This window comes from Wolbachia endosymbiont of Drosophila ananassae (genome assembly GCF_008033215.1).
GTDB classification, from domain to species: domain Bacteria; phylum Pseudomonadota; class Alphaproteobacteria; order Rickettsiales; family Anaplasmataceae; genus Wolbachia; species Wolbachia pipientis.
In genome coordinates this window covers 412395-435580 of sequence record NZ_CP042904.1, presented here as the reverse complement: position 1 = coordinate 435580, position 23186 = coordinate 412395, and the positions used below count along the sequence as shown (strand labels likewise).

Sequence of the window (23186 nt, the reverse complement as noted above, 5' to 3'; positions counted from 1 at the left end):
CAGGCTTTTCATGATTTTAGCTTAAGATTTCAGTGTCCGCTACTCGAATGACATCGTTTACTATGTAACATTGTACTTATACTAATGAAAAAAATACATTATAATTAAGTATATTTAATCCAGTAAATCATTAAGTGAAAACAGCTCTTCCGCAAAATATCATCTCTCTTATTATGATATTGTCTGTAGCAATTGTCGATATGGCAACTGACCTATACTCAGTTGCACTACCAAGCATTGCCAATTATTTTAAAGTAGAAGGCAGTGTAGTGCAGCTTACAATTAGCTTAAATCTAGTTGGATTTGCGGTATCTGGCTTAATTTATGGTCCATTATCGGACCATTATGGTAGGCGTCCAATGATGCTGATTGGTATGACAATTTTTACTTTGGCAAGTGTCATGTGTTATATAGCCGACAGTATTGCGCTCTTGATACTAATTCGCTTCATACAAGGAACAGGGGCTGGTGTTGCAGGTGTTGTTGGGTATGCAGCAATAAGGGATATGTACTCGGGTAGTGAATACTCGAGAGTCATTTCAAAATTAAATATGGTTGTGGCACTCTCACCTGGAATAGCTCCAGTGGTGGGCAGTTATATAATTTCACATGGGTATAGTTGGAAATTTTTGTTTTTTATTATATCACTTGCAGCAATTGCTATACTTATTTTTATCTACTTTAAGTTACAAGAAACACTCACTGTAAATAAAAATGAAACCAGTATAACTAACATAACTACTAATATCTTCAAGCAATATATATCAATATTTAGAAATTATCGTTTCCTTGGGTTTTCAGCCATTCATGGATTAACTTTCATGTGGCTTTGGGCATACATTGCTAACTACCCGTTCATATTTGAATCGATGGGCATTGAAGTACAGTATTTTGGCTACCTCATATCGATCATAGTCATATTTTACATAATTGGAACTTTAATTAATAGAAGGTATGTACCAAAAGTAGGGGTTAGCAAAATGCTAATAATAGGTTTGGTGTTACCGATAATATCCGATAGTTTATTGGTATATTTTTATTTCGCGGACAAGTTGAATATATTCATTCTTCAAACTGCTTGGATTCCAGCCAATATCGGACTTGCATTAATAATAAGCAATAACGTAACTTCTGCTTTAGAAACGATCAAAGGTATAGGGCTTGGTAGTGCAGTTCTCTCATTCTGCAATATGATGTTTGGGGCTATTGGAATATATATAGTAGGAAAATTTTTTCGCTATGGTATTTTACCAAATTTACTATTAACAATAGCATGCTCTACAATTGCAATTCTTATGTACAGCCAGCTCAAATGTACTGAAAAACACAGGGAATAACCATTATTTGCGTGATCCAGAGCTCATGGGTTATTAATGGCTTTATCATGATAATATAATTTTACAGGGGGTGAGAGCTCATAGATTATTAACGACTTTATCATAACAATATAGTTTTACAGGAGGTATGGGATGAGCAATTCAAACAGAGATATAAATGCTGAATTACTTGAGGCTGTTAAAAACGGTGAAATTGATAAGGTAAAAAGTCTAATAAGTGAAGGAGCAGATGTTAAGGTAGAAAATGATAAAGGAGAGACTCCTTTACATATTGCTGCTGTATGGGGCCATAAAGATGTAGTAGAAGCTCTATTGGACAAAGGGGTAAATGTTAGTGCAGAAGATGAAGAGGGAAACACTCCCTTAGTTTTAACTACTGACGAAGAAATAAAAACTCTATTACAAAGCACAGCTAAATTACTTGAGGTTGCTAAAAGCGGTAATATTCAGGAAGTAAACAGTCTAATAAGTGAAGGAGCAAAGGTTAATGTAAAAGATCAAGATAACAAGACTCCTTGTATCTTGAAAAAAGCATCTAGTGTTTTTAAGCTTAAGCATTAGGTGGAGAAGGGAAGAACTCTGGAAGATTCCTTAGATATAAAATCTGTAGAAAAGAAAAGAGTTCCCTTCTCAAAAGTAGAGGCTGGACGGTATCGTAGAAAGGCCTAAATGGTTCTAATTCTGTATTCACAAGGTAAGCCTTACTTTTCATTTTTAATAGTAGTATATGGAGTTATATATGATCAACAACTTTTTAGGTATAGATGTTTCAAAAGAACGCTTTGATGTTTCTCTCTCATTCATAAGTAAAAAAGGAAAGCGTGAAACTAGGAAAAGGAAATTTAAAAATGATGATACTGGGTTTCAAGGTCTACTGAACTTTCTACAAAAACATAACGTAGAAGAAGTAAAAGCTTGCATGGAATCCACTGGTTGTTATAGCGAAGCTTTGGCTGAGTTCCTCCACAACGCTGGATATTTCGTTAGTGTTGTAAACCCAGCTTGCATAAGATTTTATGCAAAAAGTAAGCTTACACGACAAAAGAATGACCAGACTGATGCAGAGATTATTGCAGATTATTGTCAAAGACAGGAACCTTCTCGTTGGACACCACCTTCTCCTGAAAAGAAAAAATTAAAACATCTTTATCGTTGCTCAAATGCGTTAAAGGATGAGTTAACATTAGCAAATAATCATTTAGAAAAGAAAGAGAGACTGCCTAAAGAAGTTGCAAATGCTTGGGAAGACCTTGCAATGAACATAGAGCAAAAAATAGAAACAATAAAAAACTCCATACGCGAACTATTAAAACAACACAAAGAATTGTTGGAAGATTTTCAACTCCTATTAACTATTCCAGGAATAGGAGAGGAAACAGCAATAGCTATTTTAGCTGAAATTCCTGGTATAAAAGCCTTTATAAATGCTAGGCAATTGGCAGCATATGCTGGAACTATACCACAAAATATAACATCAGGCTCATCCGTACATGCCAAGCCCAGATTAAGTAAAACCGGTTCACGAACATTACGTAAAGCAATGTACTTTCCTGCTATAGCAGCTAAAAAGCATAATCCTATCATTATGGCTTCTTGCGAAAGATTAAAAGAGAAAGGCAAGCATGCTATGGCCATAGTTGGTGCTGCAATGCGTAAGTTACTTCATATAGTTTTTGGTGTTTTAAGTTCAAAAAAGGCCTTTGATCCAGATCATATCAAGAACTATAGGGCTAAAAGGTTAACTGAAGGTTTAGTACTTTAAAATCAAAAAATGCTTCTAATTCATCTTATGTAAAATGGCATCTTACACAAATTTATTGAATGTTGTTGGTTAGTGGATATGTTGATAAGTAAATTTCTGCTGTTTTATATGTAACTAATTTACTTATCAACATATCCACTAACTATAATCTGTATACTGCTACACAGTTGGAAGTATTTTTTGATTTTATTATGCAATTTGGAGAATTTTTATGACTTTTTTGTTGACTAAGAGGTTGTCCGGAAACTAGTAAATTCAAGCATATTCCCTCTTTAACATAACCCTACTCATAGCTAGGTATATGAAATTCTCAGTGGATGTTGTGAGTAAATCATACTCCTTCGATAGCCTTCTATTCCTATTAACCCAAGCAAAAGTCCTTTCTACAACCCATCTTCTTGGCTGTACTTTAAACCCTTGTTCTCTTGTTGGTAGTAGCTCAGGTGGCGTATCTTTGTGCACCCAAAATCTACATGGAGGCCTTTTAACAATTTCAATATCTATGTCATATTCTTCCTTTATGTGATTCTTTAAATTTCTTCCTTGGTATCCCATGTCAGCCCACATTTTTTTAACTTTAGTATATTTTGTTCTCATATTGTTTAATGCTATTTTAATACCATCTCTATCATTTTCGTTAGCAGCGCCTACGTAACAACCTAGTATAAAACCCTGAGTGTCTGTAATTATATGCCTTTTTCTACCCTTTACTTTTTTACTTCCATCATAGCCTTTGATCCCCCCTTTTCTGTAGTCTTTACAGATTGACTATCTACTATACAGGCACTCGGCTGCTCATTCCTTCCTATTTTTCTTCTACTATATTTTGTAATTTCATAATTCATTTTCTCAAAAATTCCCTGCTTCTTCCATTGCCTGAACTGCTCATACACAGTCTTCCATAGCGGAAAATCATTTGGTAAATACCGCCATTGACACCCTGTACGCAATACATAGAAAATTGCTTCTAATATTTCTCTTTTGCTATACTTTGGCGGCCTTCCTCCTTTCTTGTATGATACTCTGAAGTGTTTTTCTATTCTTGCCCATTCCCTTTCGCTTAGATCTGTTGGATACTTTTTTCTCATCTTTACCCCGTACTAAAATTTCAGATATTATAGCCTTTTACTTGTTTCCGGACAACCTCTAATACCAATTCTCATTACTAGTGAATCAAATAAGCGGCATTGCAGAGTTTTTTAATTGTGGAGTGAGAAAGAGAGGTAATAAATTTGCACAAAGCGCTCTCAAGCAAAGCAATTGTGTCGTAGATTTTGTTACGCAAAATGTTCTGTTTTATATATAACCAAAACCTCTCAACAGGATTGAGGTCAGGTGAGTATGGTGGTAGGTATATAATGTCGATATTTTTAGGTACTTTTAAATTTTTTGACTTATGCCAACTAGCACAATCCATGATAAGAAATGCCTCCCTTGTTCCTAAATATTGTGACATCTGCTCAAGGAATATATTCATACAATCAGTATTGACGTTTGAGCTAGAACTTTCTCCATTTCTGGGATTAACTGCACTATAGAGATAAAAATTTTGCCTACCTAGTTTTACCTTAACCTGTGTCCTAATGCCTTTTTTAAACCACCCGTGTCCAATCTTTGAATGTGTGCCAAACCGCGATTCATCGAAGAAAAATAGCTCTTTTTCAGGATACATGACAATAGTTTCATTAAGATTTTTTTTTAAATTCCTCTTGTTTACTTTTATCTTGTCCGTTATGCACTGGTCTTGGTGTGATATATGAGAATTTCATTCTTTGCATATTACGGTGTACTGTAGATTTGCTGATATTCAAACCAAACTTTTCTTGAATTCTTATTTTCATTTCTTTTATAGTAATATTGGGGTTTTCCTCTATCCACACCTCAACTTGTTCACGTTGACTTTGATTCAATATAGTTTTTCTACGGCGTTGAGGCGGAGCAAATAATTTTTCTTCTCTGCCAAATTTTAGGTCATGCAGTAAGTGCCTTTCTTGAAATGCAGCATATCTTTGCTACGGCTGTTATACTGTGCTTTTTTGCTGCAATTACAGCATTTAGTTTTTTTGCAACATATGCGTTATTTCTTACTTTCTTCAGCATTTCTTTTGCTGATTCCACCACTTTTTCATCCAATAATTTTGATCTTAATGCCATTTAAACCTCGCTACTTTACTTACTTCAGTATGGCTTTTTTTCTATTATTGTCTATCCGTTACTTGTGTAGCGGGAATTGGTATAAGAGGTTGTCCGGAAACAAGTAAAAGGCTATAATATCTGAAATTTTAGTACGGGGTAAAGATGAGAAAAAAGTATCCAACAGATCTAAGCGAAAGGGAATGGGCAAGAATAGAAAAACACTTCAGAGTATCATACAAGAAAGGAGGAAGGCCGCCAAAGTATAGCAAAAGAGAAATATTAGAAGCAATTTTCTATGTATTGCGTACAGGGTGTCAATGGCGGTATTTACCAAATGATTTTCCGCTATGGAAGACTGTGTATGAGCAGTTCAGGCAATGGAAGAAGCAGGGAATTTTTGAGAAAATGAATTATGAAATTACAAAATATAGTAGAAGAAAAATAGGAAGGAATGAGCAGCCGAGTGCCTGTATAGTAGATAGTCAATCTGTAAAGACTACAGAAAAGGGGGGATCAAAGGCTATGATGGAAGTAAAAAAGTAAAGGGTAGAAAAAGGCATATAATTACAGACACTCAGGGTTTTATACTAGGTTGTTACGTAGGCGCTGCTAACGAAAATGATAGAGATGGTATTAAAATAGCATTAAACAATATGAGAACAAAATATACTAAAGTTAAAAAAATGTGGGCTGACATGGGATACCAAGGAAGAAATTTAAAGAATCACATAAAGGAAGAATATGACATAGATATTGAAATTGTTAAAAGGCCTCCATGTAGATTTTGGGTGCACAAAGATACGCCACCTGAGCTACTACCAACAAGAGAACAAGGGTTTAAAGTACAGCCAAGAAGATGGGTTGTAGAAAGGACTTTTGCTTGGGTTAATAGGAATAGAAGGCTATCGAAGGAGTATGATTTACTCACAACATCCACTGAGAATTTCATATACCTAGCTATGAGTAGGGTTATGTTAAAGAGGGAATATGCTTGAATTTACTAGTTTCCGGACAACCTCTAATGCACAAGATAAAGATGATAGTACTCCTTTACATTGGGCTGCTGTAAAGGGCCATGAAGAGGTAGTAGAAGCCCTATTGGGAAAACATGGAATCGATGTTAATTTAGTAGATAAGAATAAAGATACTCCTTTACATTTGGTTCTTAAAAAGGACAACGTAGATATAAATGTATTGAACGCTCTACTGGGAGCAGAAGGAATCGATGTTAATATAAAAGATAAATATGGAGAATGGACTCCTTTACATTGGGCCGTTTTTAAGGGCCATAAAGAGGCAGTAGAAGCCCTATTGGGAAAAGATGGAATCGATGTTAATATAGAAGATAAACATGGAAACACTCCTTTCAAATTAGCCACTGATGAAGGAATAAAAACTCTATTGCAACCAGCAGAAAAATCTGATGATGGTTCAGCGGGTGGATCATCGACAGATAGTGAAGGGGGTCAAGAGGAAGAAAAACGAGTAGGTGATGATACTGAACTACAATCAGATAATAGCAAAGAAGGGGAAAAAACCAGCACCAACAGTGCAGAACAAGGAACTGATGTACAAGACAACGATGTAGGTCCTGTTGCTTCCACAGAACCTGCACAAACAGAAGAACAGCCGAGCTCTTTTTTTGGTAGTTTGTTTAGTATACTTATGAAGCCTTTTTCATTAATAGGATCATTTTTTAGTGATTTTTTTTCATGGTTATTTGGGTCTAACACTGATGAATCTACATCGCAAACCGATGCTAGTGTTTCTTTACTTAGATCCGATTCATTAGACGAAGAAGATAGTAGTGGTGGTCATTATAGTGCAATGAACACAGATGTGTAGAGTAATGCAAGAAGTCTACTGAATGTAAACCAGTTTCTCACACACACATTTTACCACATGATCGGCACTGATATTGAAATGCTCATAAAGTGTTTTATAAGGTGCTGATTCTCCAAAGCTTTTCATGCCAATAAATATACCGTTTGAACCTATGTATTTATGCCAACCCATTTCACTTCCGGCTTCAATTGCAACTTTAATGCTGTCATTATTTAATATTGCCGCTTTATATTCATCGCTTTGCTCGTCAAAAAGCCTCCAGCATGGCATAGAAACAATCCTTGTACCTATACCCTTTTCCTGCAATTTCTCCCTTGCTTCAACTGCAATTTCAACCTCGGACCCCGTAGCAAATATCGTCACTTTTAATTCTTTTGAACATTCACACAAAATATATGCACCAAACTTCGATAAATTAGCAGATTGATCGATATCAGAGTAGAACTTGCGCATGTAACTTACGTTTTGCCTTGAGAGCGCAAACAGTGCTGGAGATTCTTTCTTTTCGAGTGCAATGCTAACACACTCCAGAGTTTCAACTGCATCGGCTGGCCTAAAAACATATAGATTTGGTATAGCACGCAAAGAGGCTAAATGCTCTATTGGCTGATGAGTTGGGCCATCTTCTCCCACTCCAATTGAGTCGTGAGTCATGACATACATAACCTGCTGCTTCATCAGAGCTGAAAGACGTATAGCAGGACGACAATAGTCAGAAAATACCAAAAAAGTGCCGCCATAAGGAAGAATCGCGCCGTGAAGTGCCATACCATTCATACAAGCTGCCATAGCGTGTTCTCTCACTCCATAGTGGACATAAGAACCACTATAATTATTACTATCTATTACCTGCATGTGCTCATATTTAGTGCAATTTGACCCGGTAAGATCAGCAGAACCGCCGATTAATTCCGGCATAGACTTAGTTAAAAGTTCCATTACTTTGCCAAAAGAAGATCGAGTAGCTTCGTTTGGCATTAGCTCACATATTTGTTTCTTCAGGTCAGCTAAAACACCAGCGATATTATCTGGTAGATGTTTATCTAACCGTCTTTGAAGTTCTACATGATATCCTGTCATCCCAGCATTCTCTTCTGTCATCCCAGTACTCTCTCTTGTCATCCCAGTGCTTGACACTGGGATCCATTCTTTTTCTTCTTTCCTGGTCACGCGCTGGAATGACATCGTGTAGTTTTGTTTTGCTCTCTCAACAGTTTTCTTCCAGGCGTTTTTCACATCTTCTGGTACATGGAATGGTTCATAATTCCAGTTTAATTTCTCTCTCATCTGTTTTATGTCTTCCTCCGAAAAAGCACCACTGTGAACAGAGGATGTGCCAGCACGGCTTGAAAATTTTCCGATAATAGTTTTGCAGCAGATCATTGTAGGTTTATCAGACTTTTTTGCTTGCTCTATTGCAAGGGATATGGCATCAAAATCATGGCCATCAATTTTGTCAACATTCCATCCATACGCTAAGAAGCGTTTCTCTACATCATCAGAGCAGGAAAGGCAAGTAGCGCCATCTATAGAGATATCATTATCATCAAAAAGGGCTATGAGCTTATTCAATTTAAGATGCCCAGCAAGTGATGCTGCTTCATGGCTTATTCCTTCCATAAGACAGCCATCCCCTAGCATCACGTAAGTGTAGTGATTAATTAAGCTATCTCCAAATTGTTCTTTAAGAATCGATTCAGCAAGTGCCATGCCAACAGCAGTGGCAAACCCCTGACCGAGCGGGCCTGTTGTTGCCTCTACTCCGGAAGTCAAGCCAAACTCTGGATGACCTGGGGTCTTGGATCCCATTTGCCTGAAGTTTTTTAGCTCATCTATGCTAATATAACCTGTCAAATATAATATTGAATATAGTAACATTGACCCATGACCGTTTGATAAAACAAAGCGATCTCTATTGAACCACTTAGAATCATCAGGATTATGATTCAGATATTTAGCAAACAAAACAGTTGCAACATCTGCCATGCCAAGTGGCATACCTGGGTGTCCAGAGTTTGCTTTTTGTACTGCATCAATTGATAAAAAACGGATGGCGTTTGCCATAGATTCCAAATGTGAATGATTCATGTGTTAATAGAAAAACTTAAAAATGAAGTATAAAAGATTATATCAGCAAAAACAAGTTGACACTGAGTGCTAAAATCCTTAATAATCTAAAGTTAAATCGTGAGAGTTTTTATATGACAACTGTTATCACTAGAAAGTATAGGATTAGCCGTAGACTTGGTGTAAATTTATGGGGTAGAGCTAAAGACCCAGTAAACAAAAGGAAATACCCTCCAGGTCAACATGGTATTCTTGGATTCAAGAAGTTATCCGACTTTGGTAAGCAGTTTGCTGCACATAAGAAATTTAAGTTTTACTATGCGATTTCAAGTAAGCAGCTCAGACGTACATTTTTAGATGCTTATAACAGAAAGGGTTATACGGCTGATAATTTTATCGGTATCTTAGAATCGAGATTAAGTTCTGTTTTATACCACTCTGGTCTTGTTCCAACAATTTACTCAGCAAAGCAGCTCATATCTCACAAGCACGTTACAGTTAATGATAAGGTGGTTAACATATCGAGTTATCGAGTGAAGCCAGGTGATATAATAAAAATAAGAGAAAGGGCAGCAAAAATCCCTGTAGTAGTAGAGGCTGAACAAAAACAAGAGCGCAAGGCTCCGGATTATTTAGAAGCAGATAGTAAAGAGCATTCAGTGAAATATTTGAGGTCGCCTCAATATTCTGAGGTTCCTTATTCAGCAGACATGGAAGTCAATTTAGTAGTAGAGTTTTACTCTAGATAGATAAAAAAAGCCCGTGTGGCGGAATCGGTAGACGCAGCGGACTTAAAATCCGTGGGTTTTGCGACCTTGGGAGTTCAAGTCTCCCCATGGGCACCAATTTAACTTAGCAGATAAATACAAAAAAGTATGAAATGGCTTGATATAGAAGATATTGTGGAAGCTCTGGAGGAAAAATTTCCAAATGAGAATATAATTAGTATCAGATTCACTGAGCTTAAAAAAAAGGTCTTGAGTTTAGAGGAATTTGATGATGATGAAAAACGCTGTAACGAAAAAATACTCGAAGCTATTCAAGCAGCTTGGATTGAGGAAAGATTAACCGCATAGCAATAAACCATACGCAAACGTGATTTCTATTACAATTTGCATATTGATTATGCTATTTTTTGGATCTAGCCTGGCAAGTTAATAATAATTTAACTAATTACAATTAAAACAGCTATAAGGTTAATTATGAGGCAAAACAAAAATTTTTGAATGGAACGATCTTGACAAGTGCTACGTTGAGATAAGTTTTGCATAAAAATACTGCTTTTACGGTGTGAGACCAGAGGGTAGAGTTGTTGTTAAAGCAGCTACAATCCCAGTTGTAACACTGGGATTGACAAACAATTGTACTCTATATTAAATTTATAGAATGATAAAAATTGATTTTTGAGGTTATTATGCTCAAACGTAGCGGTCCAAAAAAATTAAAGTCTATAATTGAAAACTATGCATTAAAATGCATGAAAAATAAGATTAGCAAAAATGAAATACGTCTTATTTTAAACTGGCGAAATATAGTAGGGAAAGAAATAGCAGAGTGTACAAAACCGAAAAAGATCTCATATGCACAGAATATAAATTCGGGTGTATTGCATCTGGTAGTAACAAATGGCAGCAAAGCATTGGAAATTCAGCATATGATTTCTCTTATAATAGAAAAAATTACGATATTTTTTGGTTATAAAGCAGTATATGGTATAAAAATTAAGCAAGAGAGTATTGACTATTTGACTATATAAGGTAATCTAAGTACATAGAATAATTTGGTATATTGAAGTGAGTAGAGTTTGTGAATTAACAAATAGAAAAAAATCTTTTGGTAATAAGGTATCACATTCGAATCGTAAAACAAAGCGTACCTTTCTTTTAAATTTACATAAGGTTACGTTGACAAGTGATATATTGAATAAAAAGTTTAGATTTCGTGTGGCAACAAGAACTTTGAGAACTATAGATTACAAAGGTGATTTAGATGCTTTTTTGCTCAACACAAGAACGATTAAACTAAGTGAGAAAGCGCAGAAGATAAAAAGAAGGTTGAAAAAAGTTTTAGTAAAGCAAGAGGTAGAGTTAGCAGTTTCAGATGCATAGCAAACCTCAATGGCTCAGAGCAAAAGCTCCGACCGGTGAAGTATTCAATGAAACCTTAAACATCGTTAAACTGCATAACTTGCATACAGTGTGCGAAGAGGCTGCATGTCCAAACATTGGTGAATGTTGGAATAAACGTCATGCTACTGTGATGATTCTCGGTTCTGTTTGCACTCGTGCTTGTGCATTTTGCAACGTTGCAACTGGCATTCCTGATAAACTAGACCCTCATGAACCAGAAAATTTAGCAAAAGCAATAAAAAAGTTAAACTTAAAACATGTTGTCATTACTTCTGTTGATCGTGATGATTTACCAGATGGTGGCGCAAATCAGTTTATACAGTGCATAGAAGAAATTAGAAAGATAACTTCAGAAACAACAATAGAGATTTTAACTCCTGATTTTTTAAATAAGAAAGGAGCATTTGAAGCAATTGCTGTTGCATCACCTGATGTCTATAACCACAATATTGAAACAGTGCCGAGATTGTATGCAAAAATAAGACCACGAGCTCGCTATTTTCATTCACTATATTTACTGAAGATGGTAAAGCAGATTAATCCCAAAGTTTTCACAAAGTCAGGGCTTATGGTCGGTCTTGGAGAGACAAAAGAGGAAATATTTCAGGTTATGGACGATTTGCGCAGTGCTGAGGTTGATTTTATTACAATTGGTCAATATCTACAACCAACTCCAAAACATGCAAAACTTGATAGGTATGTTACCCCAGAAGAGTTTGAGCATTATAAATACATTGCTTACTCCAAAGGTTTCTTAGTGGTTGCATCAAGCCCACTAACTCGGTCATCATACCACGCTGAAGAAGATTTTAACAGGCTCAAGGCCTGTCGTTGACATTTGTGTTAATTCAAATTAATTTTTACTAATTATAAAGGAGTTTTTACGTAATGTCTACTATAAAAATCGAGAAGAAATCACAATTAGTTAAAGAGGTATTCGATTCCGTGGCAAGTCGCTACGACACCATGAATGATATAATGAGCCTCGGAATGCACAGATTATGGAAAGATAGGATGGTAAATAGTGTGCATTTTACAAAAAACTCTAAGGTTTTAGATGTTGCTGGAGGAACTGGAGATATAGCAATAAGAATAGTAAGAAAAGAGCCAAGTGCTAAGGTTACAGTATGCGATATAAATCAAAACATGCTAAGCAGAGGACGTGATAAAGCTATAAATTCAAACCAAATTAATTTTGATTGGGTATGTGCGAACGCAGAAAGTTTACCATTTGAAGACTCCGAATTTGATTATTGCACAATAGCTTTTGGCATTCGAAATGTTTCTGACCGTAAGAAGGCTTTAAATGAGGCGCACAGGGTATTAAAACCACATGGAAAATTTATCTGCTTAGAATTTGCCCCTATGCACTATCAAAATGAGATATTTACCAAACTTTATGACTTATATTCATTTAAAGTAATTCCTAAAATTGGCAGCATAGTTGCTAAAGACAAGAGTTCTTATGAATATTTAGTGAAGAGCATCAGAGAGTTTCCAACTCAGGCTGATTTTAAAATGGAAATTGAAGAGGTAGGCTTTAAGAATGTTGAGTTTCATAATATGAGCTATGGAATAGTGGCATTACACATTGGAACAAAATGAATATTAAACTCTGGTATAGAACGCTGGATTATTATCTCATCCTTCCAGTGTTTTTTTTGCTCACTATAAGCTTCATTCTTGTTTATTCAGCAAGCCCTGTAATTGCGCAGCGTCTTTCTTTACCACAAGATTATTTTATACGGCGTCACACAATTTATATAGTCCTGTCACTAATTACCTTGGTGACATTTTCTTTTCTCAACACAAGAACTATACTTAACCTCTCGTTCGCAGGTTTCATTTTATTTACTATTCTAATAGCAATTGCGATAATACTTGGTATAGAGGTAAAAGGTGCGAAACGATGGTTACATATTGTCAAAATTTCTGTTCAACCATCTGAGTTCGTAAGGCCATTTTTTTCTGTTGTTATAGCTAGTATCTTGGCCAGCGAAATGAGGTTTAAAATGCACATATCAATCATAATATTTCTGTTAGTTTTTGTGTTGTTACTTTTGCAACCTGATTTCAGTATGTCCATGCTTTTAACATATTCTTTTATTGGTCAAATGTTTATTGCATGTATACCATTTTTATACTTTCTATGCATAATAGGAATGGCCGCAACTGGAACTACAATAGCTTACTTATGCCTCCCACATATAAAGCAAAGGATTTACAATTTTGTCTTTTTTACGCAGCGCGATAACTTTCAAGTCACAAAATCATTAGAAGCATTCAAAAGAGGTCAATTAACTGGAGTTGGACCTGGTGAAGGTAGCGTAAAAGCCTCTCTTCCTGATTGTCATACAGATTTTGTGTTTTCTGTTTTAGCAGAAGAATTTGGTTTGATTACGTGCTTAGCCACATTGATGTTATTTGGTATCATTTCCGCCCGTTTGCTTTACATTGCATATAGGGAAAATGAATTATTTAATCTGTTGGTGATTCTCGGTATCTCAATTCAATTCATCACACAATTCATAATAAACATAGGGGTAACATTGAGTGTTTTTCCAACCACCGGCATAACCCTGCCGTTACTTAGCTATGGTGGTTCTTCTCTTTTATCTTCGAGCATCGCACTTGGCATAATGCTGTCTTTCAGTAGAAACCAAGCTATCGCATTAAAGTTTCGTGAGCGTGTTATGCTTGGAAGGTATATGGACTAAACTTGTACCGCTCACAACTATTATTGGTATCCCTCCAAAATGGGTATCTGTTCAGATGAGTGGCAAGAGATATTATGAAATCTGAAAGAGTTATGTGGAAATTTTTCAGAAAATATTCCACTGACATGCTGAACAACAAATACATCACTATGTCGTTTATCGCAAAAACTTATATTTTTCGTAACCATTCACACTTAATTCTGCAATTCTTTGATCTCACTCATAGAAAGACCAGTAGTTTGAGCTATAATATTAAAAGAAACACCTGCTTTAAGTAGATTCTTTGCGACTTCAATTTCCCTCTCTTTTCTACCTTCCTCTTTAGCAAGATCAAGTCTGTATTCAAGAATGGCTTCTTCTTTGCGCAGATCCATTATTCTTTCTTCATAAGCTACTAGATCTTTTTCATTCCAGTGAAACTTATCTAATTCATCATATGCTAGCTTTATTATTGGTGATTTTTCCGCAATTTTTCTGAGATCTTCGTCCGTTGTTTCATCTGCATATTTGAAAAAAAATAGCCAACGGTCTACTACACTTTCTAGTTGTTCTGCTCTACTCTTAGGAAATTTTGGCAGCTCTATGAAGATAAATTGAAAATCTTTTAAGTCATGCTCATTGGTTTTTTCATCTCTTATGGTATGGCTAGATATATAGTCAAGCTTATCAGGGAATAAGGTACAATTTGAAATCGCGATAAAGAAAATCTTCTTTAAATCAACGTATTTACCAGATTTATCAGCTTGTCTTGAGTAAGCCTTAGCAGCATAAAGTTGTGCGCGTTTTTCAAAGCCTTTATCACGAGTGAGCTGGTTAGGTAAGGAAGTAGTATTGCTACTACTCCCTCCCTTAGAAACGCAGCATGCAGGTTTCCCCACACTACGCTTGAGCCCCTTATCTAAGTCCTTCTTTTCTCGAACCGGCTTGTCCTTCATGATTCCTCAGAAAACATCATTCTTAATGGTGACACCAACAGTAGAGAACCTTCTCTTGAGAAAGAGCTTGCTAACATTTTTGTTTGTTTCACTCTTTCATCAAAATACTTTTTCCATTTTAAGTCAAGTGGATTTGCATCCGCCCTGATTTTAACATGTCGTCTGATAGGTATATCAATCAACCTAAGCAGTCTTAAATACCTTATCTCTTTCGGTTTGTTCTTGCATATGGGTGCAGCAAAGACCCATTGGCGTTGTTTCATTACCTTGAAGTAACGATTCTTTATCCAACGTAATCCTTTACGAGGATGTCTTGTATCTTGAAAAAAGCATCTAGTGTTTTTAAGCTTAAGCATTAGGTGGAGAAGGGAAGAACTCTGGAAGATTCCTTAGATATAAAATCTGTAGAAAAGAAAAGAGTTCCCTTCTCAAAAGTAGAGGCTGGACGGTATCGTAGAAAGGCCTAAATGGTTCTAATTCTGTATTCACAAGGTAAGCCTTACTTTTCATTTTTAATAGTAGTATATGGAGTTATATATGATCAACAACTTTTTAGGTATAGATGTTTCAAAAGAACGCTTTGATGTTTCTCTCTCATTCATAAGTAAAAAAGGAAAGCGTGAAACTAGGAAAAGGAAATTTAAAAATGATGATACTGGGTTTCAAGGTCTACTGAACTTTCTACAAAAACATAACGTAGAAGAAGTAAAAGCTTGCATGGAATCCACTGGTTGTTATAGCGAAGCTTTGGCTGAGTTCCTCCACAACGCTGGATATTTCGTTAGTGTTGTAAACCCAGCTTGCATAAGATTTTATGCAAAAAGTAAGCTTACACGACAAAAGAATGACCAGACTGATGCAGAGATTATTGCAGATTATTGTCAAAGACAGGAACCTTCTCGTTGGACACCACCTTCTCCTGAAAAGAAAAAATTAAAACATCTTTATCGTTGCTCAAATGCGTTAAAGGATGAGTTAACATTAGCAAATAATCATTTAGAAAAGAAAGAGAGACTGCCTAAAGAAGTTGCAAATGCTTGGGAAGACCTTGCAATGAACATAGAGCAAAAAATAGAAACAATAAAAAACTCCATACGCGAACTATTAAAACAACACAAAGAATTGTTGGAAGATTTTCAACTCCTATTAACTATTCCAGGAATAGGAGAGGAAACAGCAATAGCTATTTTAGCTGAAATTCCTGGTATAAAAGCCTTTATAAATGCTAGGCAATTGGCAGCATATGCTGGAACTATACCACAAAATATAACATCAGGCTCATCCGTACATGCCAAGCCCAGATTAAGTAAAACCGGTTCACGAACATTACGTAAAGCAATGTACTTTCCTGCTATAGCAGCTAAAAAGCATAATCCTATCATTATGGCTTCTTGCGAAAGATTAAAAGAGAAAGGCAAGCATGCTATGGCCATAGTTGGTGCTGCAATGCGTAAGTTACTTCATATAGTTTTTGGTGTTTTAAGTTCAAAAAAGGCCTTTGATCCAGATCATATCAAGAACTATAGGGCTAAAAGGTTAACTGAAGGTTTAGTACTTTAAAATCAAAAAATGCTTCTAATTCATCTTATGTAAAATGGCATCTTACACAAATTTATTGAATGTTGTTGGTTAGTGGATATGTTGATAAGTAAATTTCTGCTGTTTTATATGTAACTAATTTACTTATCAACATATCCACTAACTATAATCTGTATACTGCTACACAGTTGGAAGTATTTTTTGATTTTATTATGCAATTTGGAGAATTTTTATGACTTTTTTGTTGACTAACAAGACGGTATCTTTTCTTTGCCCATTTCCATAGAGCACACATAATTTCATGGTCTATTTTGTTAAAAGCTCTTTTCGCACACACATGGCTGTAGTAATTTCCCCATCCCCTTAATAGGGAATTGAGCAACTTGATTAGTACGGCCTGAGTGTTCGCTATGTTTGCCTTTATCAATGTACGTGCTTTATTAAGAAGTTTCTTAATACTTTCTTTTGAAGGTTTTATAATTAACTTCTTATTATACCTGCGTACATTACAACCAAGAAAGTCAAACCCTGTTGTAATAGATGTAATTTTTGTTTTCTCTTCGGAAAGGATAAGACCTCTCTCCTGAAGAAAGGACGATACTAGAGGTTTTACTTCATTTTCCAGTACTTCACGTGTGATTCCTGAAATGATAAAGTCATCTGCGTACCTGATTACATTTACTCCACTTCTGATTTTGCTTCTTCTTTTACTGCCAAGTTTACCAAATTGACTTTCCAATGATTTTTCAAGTCCATTTAGGGCTAGATTTGCTAGTATTGGAGAGATGATACTACCTTGTGGGGTACCTGCAGTTGTGGAATACAGAGTTTTTGATTCTAGGAAGCCAGCTTTTAACCAGCTATGAAGAATTTTCTTCTCCATAGGAATATGCTTCATGAGCCATTCATGGTTAATGTTATCAAAACACCCTTTAATATCACCTTCGAGTATCCATTGTAGTTGGTTACGGCTTGCCAGTAACAAGTGACAAGCCACAGTAGCGTCTGCGCAGGATCTTTTTGGTCTAAAACCATAAGAGTGACGATCACTGATCGTTTCAGCTATCGGTTCCAAAGCAAACAAGTATAATGCTTGCATGGCTCTATCTTTTATCGTAGGGATTCCAAGAGGTCTTCTTTTGCCATTAGACTTACTGATGTATATCCGTTTTAGCGGAGAAGGTTTGTATCCTCTTTGTTTTAATAGCTTTATTCCTTGAAATTTTGTGTTGCAAGTTGACCATATTTGACGATCTACACCTGCTGTGTTTTTTCCTTGGTTTTCAGTTACTCTCTTAACCGCCAAAGCTTTGCCGCTAAAAGAGCGTGTGAGAAGGTGTTGTAAAGTTTTCACCTTACCCCATCTGCCTTGTTGGACAGCCTTAACAATACGCCTCTGTAGCCTCATAACAACTTTTTGGCATTTCTTCCAGGGTAACTGGTTCCATGCTTCGGAGTTATTGGTAGGTGCACTTACAGTTGTACTTGTAATCATCTGCTTTCCTACCTTAAGTGGTTAACAAAGTTTCTTGTCATGAGGGACCAAATGGAAGTCTGCTCGTTTTCACGCGAATTAATGTTACAAATTCTATCCATTTCGTTACAAAATGGCATTCGCTTTCTCCATTATCCTTTACCTGCACATCCATCAGCATTCCTTGCGGGTTGCCTGCCATATAGGCGAAAATACAGGCTTATCCTGTTCCTTTTGTCATACAATAGTGGGTTAGGTGGCTTCTCTATACCGGTGGAATTATTATTTGCGTACATCCAGAAATGAAAAATGTAACTCATCCACATTACCTTTTGGTCGGAGCTTATCAGCATCTTTAGCTCTTTAATCGTTACGATACTTATGAAGCTTCACTTACGTTCACCATACCACTAAGCCTAGCCCTCCAACCACATGATGCTTGTAGTTTATGCTTTCTCTCACGATTGAGCATCTTCTTTATCAAGAGGAGGTTCATTGTCCGCGTCGCTCGGCACCAACTGGTTACCCAATTCGCACTGATGCGTAGACTCAGATGGCAAAACATCTGGTTCAATAAGCTTTAGAATCCTTTCAGTTTCTTTCTGAATGAATTCCTCTCCTTTTAAACAATATGACCGAAGGCTTTCAGGTCGCACCATCTCGACGATCACTTGCACCCCATTTTCATCTCTACAGAGAACGTCAACAATACTTTGCTTTTTAGCGGCAATATCAGGGTCTTGAATAGTACTTAGAAACTCTATATCCTTTATTTGGTTTTTACCAGTGAAGCCAATGATGTCATTGAGGAAGTGAATAAGTATATCCTTATTTTTTTCAGTACCAAATATTTTTTTGAACGCGACATCATTTCGTACGTCAAGGAACTTAGAAAGAGCCATAGCAAGAGTACCTAAAAAGCATTAATAATTATACACAATTCTGAAGGAATATTCAACTTCTTTATTTTTAGTTTATTTTTTAAGTTTTGAATGTGTTGATGAAAAAAATGTCTCCCATAGATGGCTTTAGAATGCTACTACGCACCTTAGACGTCCTTTTGTACATCTTTTATCAACCCTGCTGTAAAGCAGCTTATAAGCCCAGGAGATGGATGTCATGAATTTGGAGCTGTAGGAGACATCAAAGATACGCTTTTTGGTGTATAAAAATACGAATCTACAACGACATCGTTTAAAGAAATTAACAGCTATTAATATCTTCTACTTTTTCATAAAAAAATAAACAAAAAAAAATGAAAAATTGATTTGACTTCACCCGTAAGCTATGTCTTCATGCCAATACTGCTAAGAAAATAACAGTAAACATTTAAAAAAAATTTATTATTAGTGAAGAGTATATTATATGAATAATCAGAATAAAAGTAAAGAAGAAAATAAACGTAAAAAAGAAATAGAGTTCAGAATATTGGCAAGCAAAGGAAATGCTTTACTAGATCATGAAATAATTGAAACGTTTCTAAGTGCAGTGCATGATAGGGCTCAGGCTCGAGCTATTGCTAAAAATCTAGTAACCACTTGTACAGGAATAGGAAGGATTTTAGGTCGCGAAATAGATGAGCTGAAAAGTGTAGAAGGTGTCACAGACTCTACAGTTTCAATGATTTTTTGTGTTAAGGAAACTTTGACTAGAGTATTCAAGGAGGGGCTAAAAAAAGGGCCGATACTAGATAACCTAGATAAGCTTATAGAATACTTAAGGGTGAGCATCGGCTATTCAGACAAGGAGAATATTACAATAATGTATTTGAATCAAGGGTGCCATTTGATAGGGGAAGAAGTATTTGCTGGCAGGCGCCTGTCTATACAAGGGAAATAATAAAAAAAGCATTATTAAAAAATACAACATCAATCGTAATTTGTATTAAATAAGACTTGACCTGACACTTTAAAAAAGTAAGTTAAAAATAATAAAAATAAAGGAGTGTTAGATATGAGTACAATACAGACAAAAATATTAAAACCAAAGCTAGAGAACTAGCAAAACAACTAGGAAATGTGTCTCAAGCATGCAAAGTAATGGGATACTCAAGAGATACATTTTATCGCTTTAAGGAGTTATATGAAAATGGAGGAGAGGAAGCATTACATGAAATAAGTAAGAAAAAACCGCTATTAGCAAACAGAGTTTCCGACGATATAGAAAGAGCAGTGATTGGTATAGCAACAGAATTTCCAGCATATGGGCAAGAAAGAGCTGCAAATGAACTGAGAAAAAGAGGTATAATAATTTCTCAGGGAGGAGTAAGGTCTGTATGGCTAAGAAATGACCTTGAAACTCTCAAAAAGAGACTTAAAGCACTAGAGACAAAAGTAGCTCAAGACGGAATCATTTTAACTGAAGAACAACTTGCAGCTTTAGAAAAAGTGAAAGAACAAAGGGAAGCTCATGGTGAAATTGAGACGCAACATCCAGGTTATTTGGGTTCTCAAGATACCTATTATGTGGGCAATATCAAAGGTATAGGGCGCATTTATCAGCAAACTTTTGTTGATACTTATTCCAGAGTTGCAATGGTTAAACTTTACACGGACAGAACAGCTATTACAGCTGCAGATCTTCTCAACGATAGAGTTATTCCATTTTTTGATGAGCAGAAAATTCCATTATTACGCATTTTAACTGATAGGGGTACGGAGTACTGTGGCAAGCCCGAAAATCACGCTTATCAGCTTTATTTGGGCATAGAAAACATCGATCATTCTAGAACTAAAGCCAACTCTCCACAGACTAATGGCATATGTGAAAGGTTTCATAGAACCATGCAAGATGAGTGTTACAATATCATCTTTAGAAAGAAAATCTACAGTTCTTTGGAAGATCTACAGATTGATGTTGATCATTGGTTGCGTTCTTATAATGAGACAAGACCTCACTCGGGTAAATATTGCTATGGCAAAACGCCTATGCAAACTTTTCTTGATAGCAAATATATTGCTTTTCAGAAAAATATTAGTAGCATTACACAAGAGCCTGATATTAGTTTTGACTACCTCAATTCTTCTGTCAGTTAATTCTTGTCTGTCAGATCAAATCTTGTCTTTTACACTGTTTGCTAATAGCGGTTTTTTCTTACTTATTTCATGTAATGCTTCCTCTCCTCCATTTTCATATAACTCCTTAAAGCGATAAAATGTATCTCTTGAGTATCCCATCACTTTGCATGCTTGAGACACATTTCCTAGTTGTTTTGCTAGTTCTCTAGCTTTGGTTTTAATATTTTTGTCTGTATTGTACTCATATCTAACACTCCTTTATTTTTATTATTTTTAACTTACTTTTTTAAAGTGTCAGGTCAAGTCTTATTTAATACACTTTCTTGATAGCAAATATATTGCTTTTCAGAAAAATATTAGTAGCATTACACAAGAGCCTGATATTAGTTTTGACTACCTCAATTCTTCTGTCAGTTAATTCTTGTCTGTCAGATCAAATCTTGTCTTTTACAAATTTCAAAAATCTCAATTTTTTATTAATTGTGAGATGTGGTACATTCTATCTTCATACAGCTTCCTCTTCATACCTCAACTAATGAAATTAGAAGCATCAACTCCCTTCTGCAAGCAAGCAGCAATAACAGTGTTCATCATTAGAAATGCAATGGTCATTGGGCCAACGCCCCCGGGTACTGGGGTCATAGCTTTGGCTTTCCCTTTTATTCCTTCAAAGTCAACATCACCTACAAGCTTTCCTACGTTAACGCTATTTATGCCAACATCGATCACTATTGCACCTTTCTTTATCCAGTCTGCTTGAACAAAATTTGGCTTTCCGACTGCTGCAACTACTATATCCGCTTTAGAGCAATATTCAGCTAAATCCTTGCTTTGTGAATGCAAGATGGTGACAGTGCAGTTTTCTTGCAATAGCAGGTAAAACATTGGCTTGCCCACGATATTTGACCTACCAATTACCACTGCGTTTTTACCGGAAAGGTTCTCTTCAATTGACTTAATTAAATGCAAAGAACCTTTAGGAGTGCAAGGTATAAGGCAGTTTTTTTCACCTTTAACTAATTTGCCAACGTTTTCATCATGAAAGCCATCTACATCTTTTTCAACACTTACTGTGTTAATTACTCTGCTTGCACTAATATGATTTGGTAAAGGCAATTGCACTAAAATGCCATGCACAGATGGATCTTCATTTAATTCATTGATTTTTTCAATTAATTCATCTTCTGAAATATTATCAGGCAAAACAATGGTCTCAGAACTTATGCCTATTGATTCTGCTTTTTTCTGTTTGTTGCGAACATAAACCTGACTTGCTGGATTGCTGCCCACGAGAATTACTTTCAGGCAAGGAAAAATGTTATACTCTCTCTTTAAAATATCAATTTTTTGTGATAGCCTCTCACATAGGTCGTTTGCTATTTTTTTACCATCAATAATAATTGTCACTTCCTTGCCACTCCTTAAAGTCGGGTAATTTGATATCAAATAAATCCAATACTTTGCCAACAGAATGATTAATAATATCATCCAACGATTTCGGTTTAATATAAAAAGCAGGCACTGGTGGAGCAATAATTGCTCCCATCTCCGTTAATTTTAACATATTTTGTAAATGCCCAAGATGCAGTGGTGACTCTCGCACCATAAGAACTAACTTTCTTCTTTCTTTTAGCGTTACATCTGCAGCCCTTGTCAATAGATTGGAAGTAACACCTGATGCGATTTCAGACATTGTCTTCATAGAGCATGGTGCTACAATCATCCCTGAGGTTTTAAATGAGCCGCTTGCTATTTTTTCTCCAATCTTTTCTTCAGAATAGTAAAAATCTGCAAGTGATGTAATATCTTCAAGTTTTTCTTTAATCTCGTGAGCTAAAGTTATTTTCCCAGCACGACTTATCACTAAATGAGTTTCATAATCGACGTCTTTCAACGCTTCTAAAATACGCACACCGTAAATAGAACCAGATGCTCCACTTATTCCAATTACAATTCTGCTATTCACTTAACTCTTCTTCGTAGCTCATTCCCAATGCACGTTTATAGGTATCAAGCAATATTTCTTGTTCCTCTCTGTCATCATCATCCATCTTCCTCAGCCTAATAATTTGTTTCATCACTTTTATATCCCAACCTTCATCTGTGGCTTTTGCATATACATCACGAATGTGATCTTGCACATCCCTCTTTTCTTGTTCAAGTTTTTCGATTCTCTCTATGTAACCCTTCAACTCTTCAGCCGTTATTTTTACTGTATCTTCCATAAA

At 35.9% G+C, this 23186-nt stretch carries 23 protein-coding genes, 1 tRNA gene and 4 pseudogenes; 16 read left to right on the top strand and 12 right to left on the bottom strand.

The features are described from left to right. Nucleotides 1-134 precede the first annotated feature (134 nt). The 3 genes from EA652_RS02125 (at nt 135) to EA652_RS02115 (ending at nt 3099) form a co-directional block, all read left to right on the top strand. Nucleotides 135-1337 (top strand): Bcr/CflA family efflux MFS transporter, encoded by a 1203-nt coding sequence (locus tag EA652_RS02125; protein WP_041582606.1) that lies wholly within the window; start codon nt 135-137, stop codon nt 1335-1337. Between the two features lie 132 nt (nt 1338-1469). Next, a complete protein-coding gene (locus EA652_RS02120) occupies nt 1470-1898 on the top strand; it encodes an ankyrin repeat domain-containing protein (protein ID WP_049749682.1) in 429 nt (142 codons plus the stop codon). A gap of 178 nt (nt 1899-2076) precedes the next feature. Next, nucleotides 2077-3099, top strand: a complete 1023-nt coding sequence (locus tag EA652_RS02115) for an IS110-like element ISWen2 family transposase (RefSeq protein WP_007548332.1) — start codon at nt 2077-2079, stop codon at nt 3097-3099. A gap of 255 nt (nt 3100-3354) precedes the next feature. On the opposite strand, the pseudogene EA652_RS02110 reads toward EA652_RS02115, so the two are convergent. Together EA652_RS02110 and EA652_RS02105 are read right to left on the bottom strand one after the other, a co-directional pair. Next, nucleotides 3355-4187, bottom strand: a pseudogene (locus EA652_RS02110) (IS5 family transposase). 77 nt (nt 4188-4264) lie between these two features. After that, a pseudogene (locus tag EA652_RS02105) lies at nt 4265-5253 on the bottom strand (IS630 family transposase). Nucleotides 5254-5397: 144 nt separating this feature from the next. Here EA652_RS02105 and EA652_RS02100 point away from each other — a divergent pair. Both EA652_RS02100 and EA652_RS02095 read left to right on the top strand, forming a co-directional pair. Next, a protein-coding gene (locus tag EA652_RS02100; protein ID WP_094189578.1) for an IS5-like element ISWpi1 family transposase occupies nt 5398-6230 on the top strand; the annotation gives its coding sequence in 2 pieces (ribosomal slippage) (nt 5398-5767 and nt 5767-6230; 834 coding nt in all). Further along, a complete protein-coding gene (locus EA652_RS02095; protein ID WP_147737883.1) occupies nt 6223-7080 on the top strand; it encodes an ankyrin repeat domain-containing protein in 858 nt (285 codons plus the stop codon). The genes EA652_RS02100 and EA652_RS02095 overlap by 8 nt, the downstream gene beginning before the upstream one ends. Before the next feature lie 15 nt (nt 7081-7095). Here EA652_RS02095 and tkt read toward each other — a convergent pair whose 3' ends face one another. Next, complete coding sequence (gene tkt / locus EA652_RS02090; RefSeq protein ID WP_007549806.1) at nt 7096-9168, bottom strand: transketolase; 2073 nt, start codon at nt 9166-9168, stop codon at nt 7096-7098. Nucleotides 9169-9281: 113 nt separating this feature from the next. Between tkt and rpsD the strand changes: the two genes are divergently transcribed. The 8 genes from rpsD (at nt 9282) to EA652_RS02050 (ending at nt 13993) form a co-directional block, all read left to right on the top strand. Further along, nucleotides 9282-9896: a 30S ribosomal protein S4 gene (rpsD, locus tag EA652_RS02085; RefSeq protein WP_010962555.1), complete on the top strand. Its 615-nt coding sequence runs from the start codon at nt 9282-9284 to the stop codon at nt 9894-9896. A gap of 9 nt (nt 9897-9905) precedes the next feature. Continuing rightward, a tRNA-Leu gene (locus EA652_RS02080) sits at nt 9906-9992 on the top strand. A 30-nt stretch (nt 9993-10022) separates the two neighbouring features. Then, on the top strand, nt 10023-10223 hold the full coding sequence (gene iscX, locus EA652_RS02075) for a Fe-S cluster assembly protein IscX (protein ID WP_007552114.1): 201 nt from the start codon (nt 10023-10025) through the stop codon (nt 10221-10223). A gap of 338 nt (nt 10224-10561) precedes the next feature. After that, nucleotides 10562-10903 (top strand): DUF721 domain-containing protein, encoded by a 342-nt coding sequence (locus EA652_RS02070; protein ID WP_010082513.1) that lies wholly within the window; start codon nt 10562-10564, stop codon nt 10901-10903. 37 nt (nt 10904-10940) lie between these two features. Next, nucleotides 10941-11255, top strand: coding sequence for a 50S ribosomal protein L28 (gene rpmB / locus EA652_RS02065; protein ID WP_006279619.1), 315 nt, complete (start codon nt 10941-10943; stop codon nt 11253-11255). After that, nucleotides 11248-12111 (top strand): lipoyl synthase, encoded by an 864-nt coding sequence (gene lipA, locus EA652_RS02060; RefSeq protein ID WP_012673150.1) that lies wholly within the window; start codon nt 11248-11250, stop codon nt 12109-12111. The genes rpmB and lipA overlap by 8 nt, the downstream gene beginning before the upstream one ends. Before the next feature lie 53 nt (nt 12112-12164). After that, nucleotides 12165-12881, top strand: coding sequence for a bifunctional demethylmenaquinone methyltransferase/2-methoxy-6-polyprenyl-1,4-benzoquinol methylase UbiE (gene ubiE / locus EA652_RS02055; RefSeq protein WP_006280551.1), 717 nt, complete (start codon nt 12165-12167; stop codon nt 12879-12881). After that, a complete protein-coding gene (locus EA652_RS02050; protein ID WP_007549347.1) occupies nt 12878-13993 on the top strand; it encodes an FtsW/RodA/SpoVE family cell cycle protein in 1116 nt (371 codons plus the stop codon). Before ubiE ends, EA652_RS02050 begins: the two co-directional genes overlap by 4 nt. A 194-nt stretch (nt 13994-14187) precedes the next feature. Here EA652_RS02050 and EA652_RS02045 read toward each other — a convergent pair whose 3' ends face one another. Both EA652_RS02045 and EA652_RS02040 read right to left on the bottom strand, forming a co-directional pair. Next, nucleotides 14188-14928, bottom strand: a complete 741-nt coding sequence (locus EA652_RS02045) for an Rpn family recombination-promoting nuclease/putative transposase (RefSeq protein WP_007549348.1) — start codon at nt 14926-14928, stop codon at nt 14188-14190. Beyond that, entirely contained in the window at nt 14925-15284 is a 360-nt protein-coding gene (locus tag EA652_RS02040) for a hypothetical protein (RefSeq protein WP_039964298.1), read from the bottom strand. The genes EA652_RS02045 and EA652_RS02040 overlap by 4 nt, the downstream gene beginning before the upstream one ends. Before the next feature lie 181 nt (nt 15285-15465). Between EA652_RS02040 and EA652_RS02035 the strand changes: the two genes are divergently transcribed. After that, complete coding sequence (locus EA652_RS02035) at nt 15466-16488, top strand: IS110-like element ISWen2 family transposase (RefSeq protein WP_007548332.1); 1023 nt, start codon at nt 15466-15468, stop codon at nt 16486-16488. A 142-nt stretch (nt 16489-16630) separates the two neighbouring features. Here EA652_RS02035 and ltrA read toward each other — a convergent pair whose 3' ends face one another. The 3 genes and pseudogenes from ltrA to EA652_RS07415 all read right to left on the bottom strand — a co-directional run. After that, nucleotides 16631-17962: a group II intron reverse transcriptase/maturase gene (ltrA, locus tag EA652_RS02030; protein ID WP_006280404.1), complete on the bottom strand. Its 1332-nt coding sequence runs from the start codon at nt 17960-17962 to the stop codon at nt 16631-16633. 37 nt (nt 17963-17999) lie between these two features. Next, the gene (locus EA652_RS07040) at nt 18000-18143 is read right to left on the bottom strand and encodes a hypothetical protein (protein ID WP_173862902.1); all 144 of its coding nucleotides are present in this window, start codon (nt 18141-18143) and stop codon (nt 18000-18002) included. A 454-nt stretch (nt 18144-18597) separates the two neighbouring features. Then, a pseudogene (locus tag EA652_RS07415) lies at nt 18598-18843 on the bottom strand (PD-(D/E)XK nuclease family transposase); the annotation flags it as partial. A gap of 463 nt (nt 18844-19306) precedes the next feature. Between EA652_RS07415 and EA652_RS02015 the strand changes: the two are divergent. Together EA652_RS02015 and EA652_RS02010 are read left to right on the top strand one after the other, a co-directional pair. Then, on the top strand, nt 19307-19780 hold the full coding sequence (locus EA652_RS02015) for a JAB domain-containing protein (RefSeq protein WP_007549019.1): 474 nt from the start codon (nt 19307-19309) through the stop codon (nt 19778-19780). 137 nt (nt 19781-19917) lie between these two features. Continuing rightward, nucleotides 19918-20976 (top strand): IS481-like element ISWpi2 family transposase, encoded by a 1059-nt coding sequence (locus EA652_RS02010; RefSeq protein ID WP_094189589.1) that lies wholly within the window; start codon nt 19918-19920, stop codon nt 20974-20976. A gap of 18 nt (nt 20977-20994) precedes the next feature. Here EA652_RS02010 and EA652_RS02005 read toward each other — a convergent pair. The 4 genes and pseudogenes from EA652_RS02005 to EA652_RS01990 all read right to left on the bottom strand — a co-directional run. Further along, nucleotides 20995-21203 (bottom strand): annotated as a pseudogene (locus EA652_RS02005) (helix-turn-helix domain-containing protein); the annotation flags it as partial. Between the two features lie 283 nt (nt 21204-21486). Further along, complete coding sequence (gene folD / locus EA652_RS02000; RefSeq protein ID WP_006280244.1) at nt 21487-22365, bottom strand: bifunctional methylenetetrahydrofolate dehydrogenase/methenyltetrahydrofolate cyclohydrolase FolD; 879 nt, start codon at nt 22363-22365, stop codon at nt 21487-21489. Continuing rightward, the gene (locus EA652_RS01995; RefSeq protein ID WP_006280027.1) at nt 22349-22924 is read right to left on the bottom strand and encodes a UbiX family flavin prenyltransferase; all 576 of its coding nucleotides are present in this window, start codon (nt 22922-22924) and stop codon (nt 22349-22351) included. Before EA652_RS01995 ends, folD begins: the two co-directional genes overlap by 17 nt. Next, nucleotides 22917-23183 carry a DUF2312 domain-containing protein gene (locus EA652_RS01990; protein WP_007549014.1) on the bottom strand — a complete coding sequence of 89 codons (267 nt, stop codon included), beginning with the start codon at nt 23181-23183 and terminating at the stop codon, nt 22917-22919. Before EA652_RS01990 ends, EA652_RS01995 begins: the two co-directional genes overlap by 8 nt. Nucleotides 23184-23186 lie beyond the last annotated feature (3 nt).